Annotated in this window: 12 protein-coding genes, 1 pseudogene and 2 CRISPR repeat arrays (1 of these 15 running past the window's edge); of the genes and pseudogenes, 6 read left to right on the top strand and 7 right to left on the bottom strand. The window is 71.6% G+C overall.

Going from position 1 to position 15789, the window contains the following annotated elements; translation table 11 throughout:
* Positions 1 to 948: a CRISPR direct-repeat array (repeat unit 29 nt; unit sequence CGGCTGACCCCCGCGTATGCGGGGAGGAC) (it extends 64 nt beyond the left edge of the window).
* Positions 949 to 1207: 259 nt separating this feature from the next.
* From ACIRD3_RS32275 to ACIRD3_RS32265, 3 genes are all read right to left on the bottom strand, one after another.
* A complete protein-coding gene (locus tag ACIRD3_RS32275; RefSeq protein WP_402223661.1) occupies positions 1208 to 2128 on the bottom strand; it encodes a phosphorothioated DNA-binding restriction endonuclease in 921 nt (306 codons plus the stop codon).
* A 300-nt stretch (positions 2129 to 2428) separates the two neighbouring features.
* On the bottom strand, positions 2429 to 2989 hold the full coding sequence (locus ACIRD3_RS32270; protein ID WP_402223660.1) for a hypothetical protein: 561 nt from the start codon (positions 2987 to 2989) through the stop codon (positions 2429 to 2431).
* A 554-nt stretch (positions 2990 to 3543) separates the two neighbouring features.
* A complete protein-coding gene (locus ACIRD3_RS32265) occupies positions 3544 to 4185 on the bottom strand; it encodes a DUF4352 domain-containing protein (RefSeq protein ID WP_402223658.1) in 642 nt (213 codons plus the stop codon).
* A 425-nt stretch (positions 4186 to 4610) separates the two neighbouring features.
* On the opposite strand from ACIRD3_RS32265, the gene ACIRD3_RS32260 reads away from it, so the two are divergent.
* Positions 4611 to 5408 carry a hypothetical protein gene (locus tag ACIRD3_RS32260; protein WP_402223656.1) on the top strand — a complete coding sequence of 266 codons (798 nt, stop codon included), beginning with the start codon at positions 4611 to 4613 and terminating at the stop codon, positions 5406 to 5408.
* Between the two features lie 156 nt (positions 5409 to 5564).
* Here the strand turns inward: ACIRD3_RS32260 and ACIRD3_RS32255 are convergent, their stop codons facing one another.
* Together ACIRD3_RS32255 and ACIRD3_RS32250 are read right to left on the bottom strand one after the other, a co-directional pair.
* Positions 5565 to 5747 carry a hypothetical protein gene (locus tag ACIRD3_RS32255; RefSeq protein ID WP_402223655.1) on the bottom strand — a complete coding sequence of 61 codons (183 nt, stop codon included), beginning with the start codon at positions 5745 to 5747 and terminating at the stop codon, positions 5565 to 5567.
* Positions 5744 to 6055, bottom strand: a complete 312-nt coding sequence (locus ACIRD3_RS32250) for a hypothetical protein (protein WP_402223654.1) — start codon at positions 6053 to 6055, stop codon at positions 5744 to 5746. Before ACIRD3_RS32250 ends, ACIRD3_RS32255 begins: the two co-directional genes overlap by 4 nt.
* Positions 6056 to 6449: 394 nt before the next feature.
* Here ACIRD3_RS32250 and ACIRD3_RS32245 point away from each other — a divergent pair, with 394 nt between their 5' ends.
* On the top strand, positions 6450 to 7718 hold the full coding sequence (locus ACIRD3_RS32245) for a transcriptional regulator (RefSeq protein WP_402223652.1): 1269 nt from the start codon (positions 6450 to 6452) through the stop codon (positions 7716 to 7718).
* Here the strand turns inward: ACIRD3_RS32245 and ACIRD3_RS32240 are convergent.
* Positions 7699 to 8358 (bottom strand): HAD family hydrolase, encoded by a 660-nt coding sequence (locus ACIRD3_RS32240; RefSeq protein WP_402223650.1) that lies wholly within the window; start codon positions 8356 to 8358, stop codon positions 7699 to 7701. The two genes, ACIRD3_RS32245 and ACIRD3_RS32240, sit on opposite strands and share 20 nt — an antisense overlap.
* Positions 8359 to 8500: 142 nt before the next feature.
* Entirely contained in the window at positions 8501 to 9550 is a 1050-nt protein-coding gene (locus ACIRD3_RS32235) for a hypothetical protein (protein ID WP_402223648.1), read from the bottom strand.
* A 185-nt stretch (positions 9551 to 9735) separates the two neighbouring features.
* A CRISPR array of direct repeats spans positions 9736 to 10618; the repeat unit is 29 nt; unit sequence CGGCTGACCCCCGCGGGTGCGGGGAGGAC.
* A gap of 442 nt (positions 10619 to 11060) precedes the next feature.
* Between ACIRD3_RS32235 and ACIRD3_RS32230 the strand changes: the two genes are divergently transcribed.
* The 4 genes and pseudogenes from ACIRD3_RS32230 to ACIRD3_RS32215 form a co-directional block, all read left to right on the top strand.
* Positions 11061 to 11330 (top strand): hypothetical protein, encoded by a 270-nt coding sequence (locus ACIRD3_RS32230; protein ID WP_402223702.1) that lies wholly within the window; start codon positions 11061 to 11063, stop codon positions 11328 to 11330.
* Entirely contained in the window at positions 11323 to 14400 is a 3078-nt protein-coding gene (locus tag ACIRD3_RS32225; RefSeq protein WP_402223646.1) for an ATP-binding protein, read from the top strand. Before ACIRD3_RS32230 ends, ACIRD3_RS32225 begins: the two co-directional genes overlap by 8 nt.
* Positions 14401 to 15047: 647 nt before the next feature.
* The gene (locus ACIRD3_RS32220; protein ID WP_402223645.1) at positions 15048 to 15317 is read left to right on the top strand and encodes a hypothetical protein; all 270 of its coding nucleotides are present in this window, start codon (positions 15048 to 15050) and stop codon (positions 15315 to 15317) included.
* Between the two features lie 347 nt (positions 15318 to 15664).
* Positions 15665 to 15787 (top strand): annotated as a pseudogene (locus tag ACIRD3_RS32215) (IS5/IS1182 family transposase); the annotation flags it as partial.
* Positions 15788 to 15789 lie beyond the last annotated feature (2 nt).

Genomic DNA, 15789 nt, shown 5'->3' with positions numbered 1-15789 from the left:
CTGACCCCCGCGTATGCGGGGAGGACCGGGGTGGAGGCCGCCCTCGGGTGGCGGGCGGCGGCTGACCTCCGCGTATGCGGGGAGGACATCCAGCGGATCATGCCCGCGGCCAGGAACGGCGGCTGACCCCCGCGTATGCGGGGAGGACCAGATCGCCCTACTCACCAAACACGGATACATCGGCTGACCCCCGCGTATGCGGGGAGGACCGGTTCGGAAATGCCGACAACCCCTTCTCCGTCGGCTGACCCCCGCGTATGCGGGGAGGACCCGGCCCGATGCTGGACGGCGCCGAGCAGCACGGCAACGGCGGCTGACCCCCGCGTATGCGGGGAGGACCTCGGCTGCGGGGCCGGAGCGGGTGCGGGCTGCGGCTGACCCCCGCGTATGCGGGGAGGACCGTTCAGGTTGCCGCGGGTGCGGACAATGAACGGCTGACCCCCGCGTATGCGGGGAGGACCCCGCATCGTAGGCGAGGACGTCGTACAGCCACGGCTGACCCCCGCGTATGCGGGGAGGACCGGTTGGTCTGGAGTTCCCGCAGCTGGCGGGACGGCTGACCCCCGCGTATGCGGGGAGGACAGCCGGATCGGCATGGAACTGACCCGATCGGACGGCTGACCCCCGCGTATGCGGGGAGGACCGGGACCAGGTCGGTCCCTACCAGGCTGCCCGCGGCTGACCCCCGCGTATGCGGGGAGGACGCGCGGTACCGGAACCATCACATTCATCTGCCCGGCTGACCCCCGCGTATGCGGGGAGGACCGAGCGATGCCGGTCCGCCGGTGCAGGTCGGCCGGCTGACCCCCGCGTATGCGGGGAGGACTCCGGCGGCGGGAAGTCCACGATCATCCGGGACGGCTGACCCCCGCGTATGCGGGGAGGACCGCCCCCAAGCGGGGGGCGGGCCCTGAACGGTCGGCTGACCCCCGCGTATGCGGGGAGGACCCTTCGCTACCTGGTGTGATGCGGGGGCTTTGCTGTTCCTTTGCAATGATGGTGACTTGCCGTGCAAGCTTCTCATGCGTCCAAGCGGTCAAGGTCGCATAGGGCTTGAGAGGTGTCCCGGTATCCGTGCAGGGGCCCCCGGAGCGGCCGGACCCTCGAGGTCGTGATGACCACACTCTGCCAGGTGCTTGCGGGGCGGGCTCGACAAGCCCACCAGTGGCGCAGCTGAGCGGTTCCGGTCCGTCGGAAGCAACGGGCGTCACCCGGGGTTTGCCTGGTCTGCGGGGGGACGGGGTGCGCCGTGGAATACCTGCCGGACGTGCCACTCGCGGTGCCGAGGAGCGACCGGTGGGAGGCCGGGCTGGGGGCCGATGACGGGGCGGCCGGCGAGGGCGAGGACGTGCCGGTGGCTGGCCTCGCTGCGGCCGATGAAGCGTTGGGAGACGAGGATGCGGTGGTCCTGCCCCAGGCCGAGGACACCTTTGTCGAAGAGCTTGTGGTGCAGCGAGCACAGGCATAGGCCGTTGTCGACCTCGTCGGGTCCGTCGTGCGACCACCAGCGCACGTGCGCGGCCTCCAGCCCGACGGTACTGGCGCCGAGGGCTCCGTCGTAGCCGCAGAACGCGCACTGGAATTCGTAGGCGGTCAGTATGAGGTCCCGCATCCGCCGGTCCCGCTGCCTGCGGGCTGCGGCGGTGCCGGCGCCGTGGACGGAGCCGGTCTCGGCGCGTTCCAGGTCGAGGCCGACGGCTTCGCAGAGGTCGGCGTGCAGGGACGCCGGGAAGTGGGCGTCCAGCAGCACCCTGGCCATTCGGCCCAGCAGGGGTGGGTCTTGGTCGAGCGCGGCCCGCAGTCCGGGCGCGAGGCGGCCTGCGGCTCCGCTGGAGCGGAGGAGTCCGATGCCGCTGCCGGGGCTTCCCGGGCCCTGGTCGGTCCTGACCTCCCACACGCCGTCGCTGACCATGTGGTGGAACGGGTAGGCGGGCGTCGTCGGGTTCGACGGTCCGTACTCGGCGAGCAGCCGCTTCAGTTCCTCCTCCACCGCGCTGTAGCGCAGTTCGGCGCCGGCGTCGCGCTGGTAGCTGCCGAGGGCGTACAGCAGCAGCAACGGCTTGTGCGGGGCGCGGACGCCGTTGCTCGTCCAACGCCTCAGCCGCGCCACCCGATCGAGCCAGTCCATGGCCGTCAGGGTAGTCAGCGCGACTGACGGGGGATCACGCCGGGGCGTCGGGAGCCAGGCCCCCGAGGCGGCCGGCCCGCCCCGGGGGGAAAGCGGGTCGTCCGGACCGGGAAGGGGCTCGGGTAGTCCGGCGGCGCAGCGTGCCGCGCCGCCGCTGTGGACGACCTCGGCGAGAAGGAAGAGCGAATGTGGCACGCCGCCGACGAGAACGACGTCGCCGGCCGCCCCTCGCGAAGGCGGGGAGGATCGACGGCCAAGGCGTGTCACGTCGGATCCGTGGTGGGCCTGGACGATCGCAGGTCAGTTCGGGGGTGGCGGGGTGGCGGGGCGGTTGTTCTGGCTGGCGACGGTCACCACCCACTGCGGGAACTGCGGCAGGGGTACCGCAGGCGAAGGGCTGGAGTCGGGGCGTAGCGAGGCGGCGGGTAGGAAGGCGACGCGGCAGCTCCGGCACAGCCAGGTCTCCCGCCAGACCCGTTGCAGCTGCTGCCACTGTTCGACCGTGTGCGGCCATTGGTCGGCCGGACCAGTGCGACGGCTTCGGTGATCGGTATGGAGGGTGAGTCCGATCCCCAGCAGGATCACGGCGACCAGGAGCGGACCGTAGTGGTAGCCGAACCGGTAGGCGGCGTCGGAGCTGCCGCCGTCGTCGTCGGAGAACAGGGCGCGTACCCCGAGCAGACCGAAGAGGCCGGCCAGGACGAGGAGGGTGATCGCGGCCCCGGTCGAACCTCCGGGTTCGGGCGGCATCGACAGCAGCTCTCGCGTCGTGGGGTCGAGAGGCCGGTCGGAGTCCAGCAGGGCTTTGCCCACGACGACGGTTTCGTCCGCCGCGGCGCACGTGGGGCAGGTGACGCTCATCGAGAGGCTCCGGAGGTGATGCACGGGGTGCACAAGGATGGGCACGTAGTACAGCACGCGTGACTGACTGATCGTGTGGTCGGGGTTCCAGAGAGCACGGTCGAGTACGAGCGCCGCGTCAGCGCCCTCGCGTCGTTCGGACCGTGATCGTTCTCACCGATAACCACGGTTCCATTGATCCCCGAGGCCGTTTACGAACACGCGATCCGTCGTTCAGGGCCGTGACATACCGAAGCCTTACGTGCCTCGGCAACACTCCTGGACCAGCCCCGGCGGTCCCGCTGCGCCTGCCCCCGCACACTGGGGAGGACCGGTCCCCGTCCGAACCCCCGAGCGGGCGGCGGACCGGTCTCATCCGCCCACATCCCGCATGCGGTCGGTAACGTGCCAGGCGAGCGGCACCGCCCCGAAGGCGGCACCCCCGTGGGTGCTCTGCGGCCCCGTCTTGATGGCGCACCTCCGGCGGCGATACCCGCCATGGCCCGAGAGCCGTCAGCACCGGTTCACCGGCGCAGCGGTACGCGGGACGAAGGATGGCCGGTGTCGCTCCGGGCTCAGGAGACGGTCCACTGACCGGTGCTGGGAGCGAACCCGCTGTCCAAGGTGAACTGGATCTTCGCGACTGTCGACGAGGCCGGAACGGCGAACGTGATGTAGCCGAGGGCCGTATCGCCGGGCGGCACGGTGACGCTGCCGGGAAACCCGGGGCCGGCGGATGTCTCAGTCGCGACGCTGGCGGTGAACTGCTGTCCCTCACTGTCGACGAGCCGCGCGCCGTTGCTGGGGCTGTCCTTGTAGACCGCCGTTCCGGTGTTGTGGAGCCGGAACTGGACGGCGACCAACCGCGTGCCGGCCGCGGGCGACTCGAACGTCTCCTTCGCCCGTGCGGGGTCGACGACCTTGACGACCGTGACCTCTTCGCTCTCCTCCGGCTTCTGACCGGGGAGCGTGAGAGTGCTCCCGATGGAAGCAGCCACCGGAGTGGCGACGGCAGGCGTCGACGGCGTCGCCTGCCCTGGTGGCGTCGACGCTGTCCCGAACGGTGCCGACGTCACCGGACCACTCTGCGGGGAGGTGACGACCGACTGCCCGTTCGAACATCCCACCGCCAGCGCGACCAGGGGCAGACCCCACGCCAGCACGACCACACGACGCATCAGACCCACCATCCCCGGTAACCGCTGCACGACCACCACGATCCCTCCGAACCGCCAGACGCGCACCCGCCGACACGCTCGGCTTCTCACAGAACGACCTCGCAAGCGAAGTCCGGTGCTTTCGAGCCCGCCCGGCCTCGGCCCCGGTTTTCTGGCAGCCGCCGCGACGGGCGGCCGGTGGTGGGCGCCGTCGATCCGCCGCAGCGGAGCGATCCGACAGGCTCAACGCATCGGGTACTGCGACGGATGCCACTTGAGTACGGGTACTCAAGTCACCGCCCAGGTGGATCGGACACGATTCAGAGCACGACGGAGGTCGTGCGCGAAAGCGTGGCCGGCCGATGTCGAGTCCCCAAGCGGCACACGGAGAACCACGGCAGCGAGCCGCAGACGTGCCGCGGCCGTACCCCGGACTCCGGCGACCGTTATGGCCGCCCCACCCGACGATTCCCATGGAGGTCCCTGTGCCCACCGCCCGAGCCGTCAGCCGACTGCCCCTCATGGCCGGTTCGGCCGTGCTGGCCGCGGTCGTCGTCACCGGATGTTCCTCCGAGCCCGGGCCCACCCCCGCCAAGCCGGTCATCACCGCGCACGACAGCACCACGACCCCGGGCGCCGCCCCCACCGCCACGCCGACGCTCCAGACCTCGGGAAGCCCGGCGTTCGGCTCTCCCAGCAGCACACCGACCGGCCCTCCGATCCCCACCGGACCGGCCCTTCGCGCCCTGCTGCCGACCACCGCCACCCTCCCCGCCGGGTGGACGATCAAGGGCAACGGCAACGAGACCGACACCGGCACCTACATCGTGGACGATCCGGTCACACCGACGCTGCCACAAGAGCCGTGCACCCAGATGCGCCTCAGCGGAACGATCCTCTCCCAGGACCTCAAGGCGTCGGGCGCGATGAAAGAGGTCTACGACGGCGAGAACATGGCCCAGGTCTACCTGGCCGCCTACCACGCCGGCGACGCGGCCAAGCTACTCGGCGAGATCCGAGCCTACGCGGAGCGCTGCAAGTCCTTCACGGGGAAGGGGATCGACGGCAAACCGGTCCCGCTGACCGTCACCCAGCAGCCCGTGCCAGGGCTCGGCGACGAGGCCCTCGACATGAAGAAGGTGCCTCAGGGCCCGTACCACAGCGAAGAGATCCTCGTGACCCGGATCGGCGACCGCGTCCTGTTCCTCAGCGGCGACGACATCCTGGGCCGCCTGCCGCGCCTCATGCAGCTGGCGACTCCACTCTCGAAGGCCGTCAAGTAGCAGCCTCCGTACGGGGGACTGTCCGCCACATGTAGCGGCTGGGGTTACCCCCGCGGGTGCGGGGAGAACGCGCACAGCTTCTCCGAGAAACCCACAGCGTACGGCTGACCCCCGCGGGTGCGGGGAGGACGCGAACGAGGTGCCGGGGCCGGACCTTCAGGCTTCGCAGCCGTCCGCGTCGGCCTCGGTCGGCTCGCGCTCCGGTTCGGGGCAGTGTTCGACGATAGAGGTGTGTGCGGTGAGGTCCTCGATCCACCGGCCCCGCGCCCACGCGCCGCAGTACCGGCAGCGTCCCAGTTCGACTTCGTCCCCGGCCGGTGTCCCGCCGCCGGCGATCACCGGTCGTCCTGCGGGGTAGTCGGCTGGCATCGGCTGTGTGTGGGCCGCCGCCAGGTCTCGAGGGGGCGCGCGCAGCCGGGGTGGGCGTAGGCGGCGCGGCTGTACGCCAGGCTGCCGGGGGTGGCGGACAGGTCGTACATGTACCCGATGAACACCAGGTCCCCGGTGCACTGCGTGCCGATCACGCAGGCCTCGCCATGCCACTGCTCAGGGGTCACCCGGATCTCCCGGTGGGGCCCGTGGGTCGGCCTGAGCTGCACCTGGGCGGTCGCCGACCGCTGCGCCGTGAGCCGGTCGCCGGTACTCATCGCCGTCCCTCCCGGCGACATCCGTCTGCGCAGGCCACAACGGGCCAGCCGAGTGGGGCGGAGCCCTCGCCGGTCGGCGTGTAGGCGTGGCCGGCGGGCTTCATTTCGCCGTTGGTGGCGCCGCAGCGGATGCAGGCCTCGGCCTGCAGCTGTGCGTGCGTCGGCGGCGGGGACATTGTCTTGGGCACGTACGTCTCCTCACTCTCAGTAGCCTGAGGCCACCGGTCGGTGACAGCGGTAATCGTTCCCCTCAAGCCGGACGTCCTGAAGGCCTTATGGAGGACATCGAGAGGACGCTAAGGGGACTCGACGGTCAGACCTATGGCAAAGGGGTCCCCGAAACGTCCTCAGGCGCCGTAGAGTTGACCCGACATCGGCTCGTCCGGAGGACTCTGTGCCCAACACCGCGCTCAAGGCGGCCCGCCAGGCGGCCGGCCATGCCAGCCAGCAGGCACTCGCCGACGCCCTCACCCGCGCCGCCCGGCAGCTCGGGCTCGGCGGCATCGTGGTCAGCACCCGGCAGGTCAGGCGCTGGGAGTCCGACACTCCGCCCTGGCCCAGCGAGGAGTACCAGCGCCTCCTCACCCACGTCCTGCACCGACCGATCGAGGAGCTCGGGTTCCGCGCCCCGTGGAACCGCGCCGCCCACGCTGCCGTACCTCAGCCGTCGGCCGCACCCGTCCGGTCACCCGCTCCGCCCGCCCTCCGGGGCTCACTGCCTCGGCCGTACGGGCCCAGTGGCACACAACCCGGAACCGTCGGCGCCGACTTCGCCGTGGTCACCGAGGCCCACCGGCGGCTGTACCTCTCGACCGCCCCGGCCGCTCTACACCCGGCGGTGGCCGCCCACACCGAACTCGGCCGGGTGCTGCTCGGCGAGACCGACGGTGTGGCCCGCGGCGTGCTGGCCTCGGCTCTCGCGGAATCGCTCCTGCTGCTCGGCAGGATCGAGTTCTTCGACCTGCGGCAGTCGGAAGCCGCTGACGCCACGTTCGTCCGCGCGCTCCAGGCGGCAGGCGAGGCGGACGACCACCTGCTCGGGGCCGCGATCCTCGCCCACAGCGCCTTCGTCCCCGGATGGGACGGTCGCATCGACCGCGCACGCGAGCGCCTGCAGGCGGCACGGACCTACACCCGCCGGGTCTCCGCCTCTGCCGAGATGCTGGCGTGGCTCGACGCCGTCGAAGCCGAGTGCCTCACCCGGTGCGGCGACCACCGCGGCGCGCTCGCCTTGTTGAGGCATGCCGAAGACGTCCTGAGCACCGGCGGCGACGTGTTGCCGCCGGACTGGTTCACGTGGTTCTCCGCGACCCGCCTCCACGCGTTCCGCGGCAACACGGAGCTGCTGGCCGGGCTGATCCCACAGGCCCGCACCACGCTGGAGCAGACGCTCGCCGACCTCCCGGACACCGACGGCAAACAGCGCGCGGTCGTGCTGGCGGATCTGGCCGCCGTCGAGGCCGCGGCCCGACGACCGGAGCAGGCGTGCGCGCTGCTGGAGCGGGCACTCGACCAGCTGGCCGTCACCTGGTACGCCACCGGCATGGAGCGGGTCCGGGAGGCTCGGCGAGCGCTCGTCGCATGGCAGGACTCGGCGGCCGTCCAGCGCGTGGACGACCGTCTGTACTCCTGGTCGGCGACGCTCAGCTCCCTGCAGCGTTAGCCTTCGCGATCAGCTCCGGCAGTTCCAAGAGCGAGTCGATCCGGAACGTCGCCCGCTCGGCGGCCGGGTCGTGCTGCTGGATCCAGCCCCACGGCCCGCGCCGGATCAGCGCCGTACGCATCCCCGCGCGGGCGGCCGGAAGCACGTCATTGTCGAGCCGGTCGCCGACGTACAGGATCTCGCCGGGATCGGCGGGCACGACCTCGGCGACGCGCTCGAAGAAGGCGAGGTCGGGCTTGCTGGCACCCCAGTCGTCCGAAGTCCCGATCAGATCGACGTCGGCGGTGAACAGGTCACGCAGGATCCGGCCGGCACGCACGGTCTGGTTGCCGGCGATGGCCAGCCACAGGCCGTCCGCGCGGAGCCGGGCGAGAGCGGGCCGGACGTCGGGGTACAGGTCGTCCTCCCCGAAGGTCTCCGGATCGCCGGCAGCCGCGCGCTTCTCCCGCTCCTCGTACAGGTCGAAGCCCGGGCGGAACACCTGAAACGTCTCCCGGTAGTCCCTGCCCTCCGCGATCACCGCCCCGAACTGGGCGACGAAGGTGTGCCTCGGCACCTCCAACCAGTCGGCCCAGGTCCCGTACTCCCTGGTCTCGTCGACCAGGCACTCCCCGACGTCGAACACCGCAGCCTTGATCATGTCCGCAGCCTAACGGCGAGCGGATGTCCTGGGGGCGTGTCATTTCTGCCGCGGTCCCGCCGGTTCGGCCAGCCCGAGGTGAGAGTGTCGGGCAGTCAGGACGCTGGACGGATCGACCCGGCCCCTACTACCCCGTGCGCTTTCACGATCGGTACGCGGCGTCGTGATACCAGCGCAGCCGGGGGCTGCGGATCGCGGGCAGCCTGACCAGGGTGTCCCTGAAGGCGCCGTCGTGGGGTTGGAGGGGGTACCAGGGGCGCGATGGCAGTGGGTAGTCGTCGCGCAGGACACCCCCCGGGAGTACCCCGGTGGCGGGCGTCGGCGAGGTCTCCTCCCCGGGGCTGGTGAGATACGCCCAGACCCCGCTGTCCAGGGGCACTACCGTCGCCTCTCGGTCGGATGGGCGCCACGGCTCGCCCGTCCTGGGGTGGCGGGGCACGAGGAGGACGTCGGGGCGAGGCTGGGGCTCGGGGATGCCCGGGCCGGCCAACCCCACCGAGCGGGAGTCGGACCCGGACGGGAGGTAGCGGGCGACGGCGTGGCCGAGCAGCTCGGCGACGGGGCCCGCGGGAAGGGTCACCGGGTGGTTCTCGGTGGCTGCCACCAGGTGGGCCAGCGCGACGCCGACCGCGGCCTCCCAACGACGACTCCACGACCCGTCGAGTTCGACGGGCGGGACGCGGTGTTCGGCACGTTCCAGGTCTGCCCAGTCGGGCAGCGGGTCGTCCGGGAGCCCCGAGGGACGACGGACGACCTCGTCGGGCTCCAGCCACACCGTCTGCCACGAGCCGCAGTCGTCAATCCGAGTCGCCACGGCCCGTCCGCACCCCGTACAGGCCAGATTGGGCCCGGCCCGGCCATCCACTCCGCGGCAGTAGCCCTCGCACTTCTCCAGGATCAGGGTCATCGACCGGGAGTCACCGGGCGCGATGACGATCCGTTCTCGCGCGCCGAAGGAGACGGCGTACACCGGCGCATACACCCCCTGTCGGGCAGCTGCCTCCTCTCGGACCTCCTGCCACAGCCGCCAGGGCGGACCGGTGGGCTGCGGGTCGACGGCGTACGTCCCCGGCTCCATCAGCGGCGGGTGGAGTTCCTCCCAGGCACCGTGGCGGGTGTGGACAGGCAGAGCGACCCGGGACACCGGCGCCGTCAGCTCGGTGCAGCACCCGGCACACGCGAACACGTCCAAACAAGCTCCCTCGCTGCGGCTCCCTGGGATTGTGCCGCGCGCGCGGCGGACGATCCATCGGTTTTCACAGCGGCTCCAGGGATTCCGGGGGCGCGTCGTCCCAGGAGTGATGACGGGTTGTCGGCGCCGCCCCGCTTGCCTTCTTCCAGATGTGCGAGCAGCGATCAGTCGGCGCTCCGGGGCAGCTGCTTACCCCCGCGAGTGCCGGGAAGACAAGTCCGCCCTCACCCCCACCAGTGCGCAGCCCAGCTGACCCCCGCGGGTGCGGGGAAGACATTGAGCGGCTACCGGCCTTGTTCGGCTTGAACGGCTGACCCTCGCGGGTGCGAGGAGGACGCGCTGATCTCGACGGCCAAAGGGCCTGACGTCGGTTGACCCCCGCGGGTGCGGGGAGGACCCGGGCGGCAGCTCAAACAGGTCGCGAATGCGCGGCTGACCCCCGCGGGTGCGGGGAGGACGGTCCCGACTATCCCCGACAGCACCGGTGCCGCGGCTGACCCCCGCGGGTGCGGGGAGGACGGTATCGAGCCCGGGGCGCCGGCGATCCGCCGCGGCTGACCCCCGCGGGTGCGGGGAGGACGGCGGATGGGCCGCCCTGCTCCTCGCGCTGATCGGCTGACCCCCGCGGGTGCGGGGAGGACGCGGTGGATGTCGTGGATCTGCCAGCCGGTGGCGGCTGACCCCCGCGGGTGCGGGGAGGACTTCCCCTGGGCGTCGTAGGCGCTGAAGCCCAACGGCTGACCCCCGCGGGTGCGGGGAGGACGAGGACGACGAACGCTCCGCCGAGCTGCCGGACGGCTGACCCCCGCGGGTGCGGGGAGGACCTGCTCGGCACCAAGTGCCGTACCCGCCAGCACGGCTGACCCCCGCGGGTGCGGGGAGGACAGCCCTGTCCTGGGGGCCTCCGCGATCTTGAGCGGCTGACCCCCGCGGGTGCGGGGAGGACGCGCGGTTTGCGCGTAGCCGATCAGGTGGGCGTGGCTGACCCCCGCGGGTGCGGGGAGGACCTGGGTCCGATCGCCGTCACATACGCCACGTCCGGCTGACCCCCGCGGGTGCGGGGAGGACCCTTCGCGACCTGGGCGTCTGTGGCGGCTTTGACATTTCTTTGCATTGTCGGCCGCGTTGTGCCCACACGAGTGTCTCGCATGGTGTCGATGACCGTTGAGGTGTCAAAGGGCTCTCGAGATTCTGCCACGCCCTATGGCATCGGGCCCCCAGGTGATGCAACCGGGACGTGGTCAAGCGCGGTCAGGCGCGCCCGTCTTGTTCGTGCATAGGAGGACAGGGCCGCTCCCGGCCCGGGTGTGTGTCTGCCGCAGCCGTTCGCCCCGCCCGGCGCGCGGCCCGACCATGGCCGAATAGTGCCGTAAACAAGGTCGATTATGCCGCAATGGTGATCATTTAGGAGTACATGGCGAATGTACGGAATATTCCCCTGGCCTGTCGCCAGGTGTACGATGCTGACCCCGCGGCTCCGTGCCGGGAGCAATATCACTGGGGGGCAGGCATGGTTCGTGGATGGGAAGCCGATCCTTCCGCTTCGCTCGAGAAGCGCCTGGGGAAATCCGCGAAAGAGCTCGGGACGTCCGAAGGCCGGGACGAATGCCCGGACATCTGGCAGCTCTCCAACGGTGATATCGCCGTGATCGGACGCGACCTCACGGAGCACTACAGCGACCGGCTCCCCGACGGTGTCACCCTCGGCCCGGGCGAGCGGCTCGTCGTCATTCCCGGCCTCATGCTGAGCGCGGCGAAAGCGGACATCACGGATGCCTGATCGGCGGGTCCCCGAGCTGCGGCCCGAGTGGGGCGAGACCCTCGCCCGCCAGGACTACAAGCGCGACTTCCGCGAGCGGGACGCGCGCGTCCGCGGTCGGGACTCCTGGAAGCTGGAGCGGCTTCAGCACTTCGAGGAACAGGGCAGTGCCAGCTGGGCCGCCGTGTTGCGGGGTGATTGGGACGAGGCGCTGCGCCTGCTGGAGGGCCGGCGCCCGGCGCTGCTCGAGATCGGGCGGCAGGACGAGGAACGCCAGTCCTTCTTCCACCGCGTCCGGGTGGTCCGGAAACCGCTGACGGCGTACGTGCAGTGGGAGCTGCACTCGCTGCGGATCCGCGCCGAATGCGGCGAGCGTATCCGCATCGTCGACGCCGAGGCGCTCGCCGATTCCGGGGACGAGGAATTCGGTCCGCTGCCGGAAATCGTCGTCCTCGGCGGGCGCACGGCCTATCGGGTGCTCTATTCGGAAACAGGGGTCCCGGGCGGTGCCGTCCGCTACACGGATCCCGATCTCGTCCTGCGCTGGGAGGACTACCTCAAGGATCTCTACCGCGTCGGCGAGGACGTGCACTCCTATTTCGCCCGCGAAGTGGCACACCTCCCGCCCCCCGTACCCGCGCAGCATCGGAGCACCGTGGCAGACGAGAACGAAGGGAACGACGGGAACACCGACAGCCCCGGACGCACGCATTCCGCCGTGTCCGGGTCCTCGACCCACGACCTCGTCCAGGCCCGGGACATCCGCGGCGGAATCCACTTCCACCGCGCACCCGACCACCGGCACGCCGCCGACCCCGCCGCCACCGCACCGAAGCCCCGCCAACTGCCCGCCGACGTCCGCGGCTTCGTCAACCGCGTCGACGAACTCCACCAACTGGACACCGTCTTCACCCGGGAAACCCCGGACCGCCACGAAGCCGCCGTCATCGTCATCGCCGGAACCGCCGGCGCAGGCAAGACCTCCCTCGCCCTGCACTGGGCCCACCACGCCCGCGACCACTTCCCCGACGGACAGCTCTACGTCAACCTCCGCGGCTACGACCCCGGCCGCCCCGTCACCGCCCCAGAAGCCCTCCACCACTTCCTCACCTCCCTCGGCGTCCCCGCCCCCTCCGTCCCCACCGACCCCGACGCGGCCGCCGCCCTCTACCGATCCCTCCTGGCCGACCGCCGCGTCCTCGTCGTCCTCGACAACGCCGCCACCGCCGCCCAGGTCCGCCCCTTACTGCCCGGCAACACCGGCAGCCTCGTCCTCGTCACCAGCCGCAGCCGCCTGTCCGGCCTCGCCGTCCGCGACGGCGCCCGCCGCCTCACCCTCGGCACCCTCCCTGAACCCGAGGCCGTCGCCCTGCTGCGCGCCGTCACCGCCGACCACCGCCCCCACGACGACCCGGACCAGCTCGTCCAACTCGCCCGCCTCTGCGCCCGGCTCCCCCTGGCCCTGCGCATCGCCGCCGAACGCGCCGCCAGCCTGCCCCACATGGGCCTCGACGAGCTCATCGCCGACCTGCGCGACGAATCCGCCCTCTGGGACGCCCTCACCGTCGGCGAGGACGAGGACGCCGACGCCGTCCGCACCGTCTTCGCCTGGTCCTACCGCGCCCTACCCGACCACGTCGCCCGGCTCTTCCGCCTGCTCGGCCTCCACCCCGGCCCCGACTTCGGACTCCACGCCGCGGCCGCCCTCGCCCACCTCACCCCCAGCCGCACCCGCCAACTCCTCGACTCCCTCGTCGGCGCCCACCTCGTCGAACAGAGCGCCCCCGACCGCTACCAGTTCCACGACCTCCTGCGCGCCTACGCCACCGACCAGGCCCACCGCGAGGAGACCCCCGACGAACGCCACGCCGCCCTGCGCCGCGTCCTCGACTGGTACCTGCACACCGCAGACGCCGCCCAGCGACGACTGCGCCCCAATGAAGCCAGCGTCCCGCTCGACCCGCCGACCGACGGGATCCAGCCGACCGCCCTCGCCGACTACAACACCGCCGTCGACTGGGCCGAACGCGAACGCGCCAACCTCCTGCACGCCGTCCACACCGCCACCGGCGCGGGCGAGGACCGCCGCACCTGGCAGCTCGCCGCCGTCCTCTGGAACGCCCAGGCCCCCTCCGCCCCCGGCGCCGACTGGCTCCCCGCAGGACACGCAGGCCTCGCCGCCGCCGAACGCCTCGCGGACGACCACGCCCGCGCCCTGCTGCACACCGACCTCGGCATGGGCTACACCCGGATCAACGCCCTCGACGACAGCCTGGAGCACCACCGCGCGGCACTCGGGCTCTGGCGAGGCCTCGGCGACCGGCTCAACGAGGCGCACTCCCTCAACCTGATCGGCCTGGTCCACCTGCACCGCAGACGACTCGACGACGCCGCAGGGCACTTCGAGAGGGCCCTCGCCGCCTTCCGGCTCCTGGACGAGGCGCAGTGGGAGGCCACCACCCTCGCCAACCTCGCCGGCACCCACTACCGCGCCGGCCGCCTGCCCGAGGCCTCGGCCGCCGTCGACCGGGCGCTGAGAGCCCACCGCGCGCTGAAGAACCAGCGCGGCGAGGGCAACGCCCTGCGCCTGCTCAGCGACATCCGCCGCGAGGACGGCGACACGGCCGGCGCGCTCGCCGCCGCCCAGGCCGCCCTCGACATCGCCCTCAACCTCAGGGACCACCGGCTCGAAGGCTTCTGGCTCCTCACCCTCGGCGACGCCCAGCGCGACGACGGACAGCACACCGACGCCCTGGAGTCCTACCAGCGATCCGCCGTCCTCCACCGCCGCCTCGGCGACCGCAGCCGCGAAGCCCAGGCCTGGCACGGCACCGGCGAGACCTACCGCCTCCTCGACCGTCCCGCCGAAGCCGCGGCGTTCCTGCGCCGGGCCGCCGCCACCCACCGCGACCTCGCCGACCCCTGGCACGAGGCCCTCGCCCTCGCCGCCCTCGCCGGATCCCTGATGAGCACCGACCCCCAGGCGGCACGCCGGCACCGCCTGGACGCACTCGCCCTCCTGACCGGGTACGACGACCCGCGGGCGGCCGCGGTACGGGAGGGGATCGCGCGGCACCTGGAGACGGGCTGACCGCGGTCGCCCTACTCGTCCCCGTACCCGGCCACGCATTGAAGGAGGAGCTCCCGTCACGGGACTCGAGGGCGCCGGCCAACTGATCCCCCGCCGACGCGGAGAGGAGAACGAGAAGGCAGAACGGAGGGCCAGGGTCGCAGCGGCGGGACGCCTCCATCGCCTGGCCGAGGTCAACAAGTACGAGAGCGACCGCAACACGGCGCCGCTGCCGGCCCCACCGAGCTCACCAGCACTGCGCGAGCACATCGTCGCTCGCTCCGCGGCCATCGTCCCCGCGGACAGGGCCGGTCCGCAGAGGCTCCGCAGACCGGGACGATGACGGCGGACCCGGTGGCGTTCTCTGATCCGATGTCACAAGGACGCGAGGTGGGCGGCTCGTTGAGCGAGCCCCGGAGCGCCGGGGATTCCCCGCCTGCTGTAGACGGCCATGGTCGAGCGCACCGTCTTCAACTCCTTCCTGTTACGGTCGGACGCCACGCCGTCCATGAAGTCCAGGCACTGGTTCCAGAGGATCACGGCCTCCTCATGACAGGTGCTGGACGGCCGCCGGACTCGGCGAGGCTCTTTCCAGGTCGGGGCCGCGTCGAGTGCCCGTCGGCCGAGGCGGTGGATTTGCTGTCATGGGCGCCGGATAGGTTGCCCGGATGACTGATGCCGACCCGCTGGTGCCCGTCCTTGCCGGACTCCTCGTCGACGTCGTCCGGTTCCTCGACAGCTGCGAGGACGACGAGGTCGACCCCGACTCCGCGGTGAAGATGATGGAGAGCGTGAGCTGGGTGCTCGGGCAGTTGCCTCAGGACCAGCGCGAGCGGTTCCTGACCGTGGTCGCCGACCTGGCCGAGGCCGAGCATGACCTGGGCCGACGGGAGTTCCTGGAGAACTTCCCGTTCACCAGCGGTCTGGCCGAAGAGTAGGAGGGCTCAGTTCGAGCCGAAGCCGGACTAAGTGGAGGCGCCCGGCTGCAGGCTGTGGTCCTCGCTGCGGCGGATCGGCTCGATGCGGTCGTACTCGCCCTGGTGGCCGAGGATCCAGTGTTCGGCCAGCGGCTGCGCCTCGCCCTGGCTGCCGTCTTGGTCCGGTGTTCGGTTCGGCGTCGCCGCCCGTACCCGTCGGATCGTGAGGATTCGTTCGGCTCCACAGTCCCGCCCTGGCCGACCTCGCGTACACCGGCGCCGACGGGATTTCGCCGGACCAGCCGGGCGTGGCCCGGCAAGGAGCCCACCCCAGCCAGAGCCGCTCAACCGGGCCCCTCCCGGTTCCGGTACCCGTCGAACGAGGCGAGGCGACACTCCAGCGATGGCGGATCTTCCACCATGCCCGCTGCAGCCCGAACTGGCTCACGTCAGCACACAAAGCCGTCCTCACCCTGGAACTGCAACGCTGAAA

It is taken from the genome of Kitasatospora sp. NPDC093550 (assembly GCF_044764985.1).
Classification (GTDB): Bacteria; Actinomycetota; Actinomycetes; order Streptomycetales; family Streptomycetaceae; genus Kitasatospora.
Note: the sequence above shows the minus strand (reverse complement) of the source record. Positions and strands in the feature narration are given on the sequence as shown.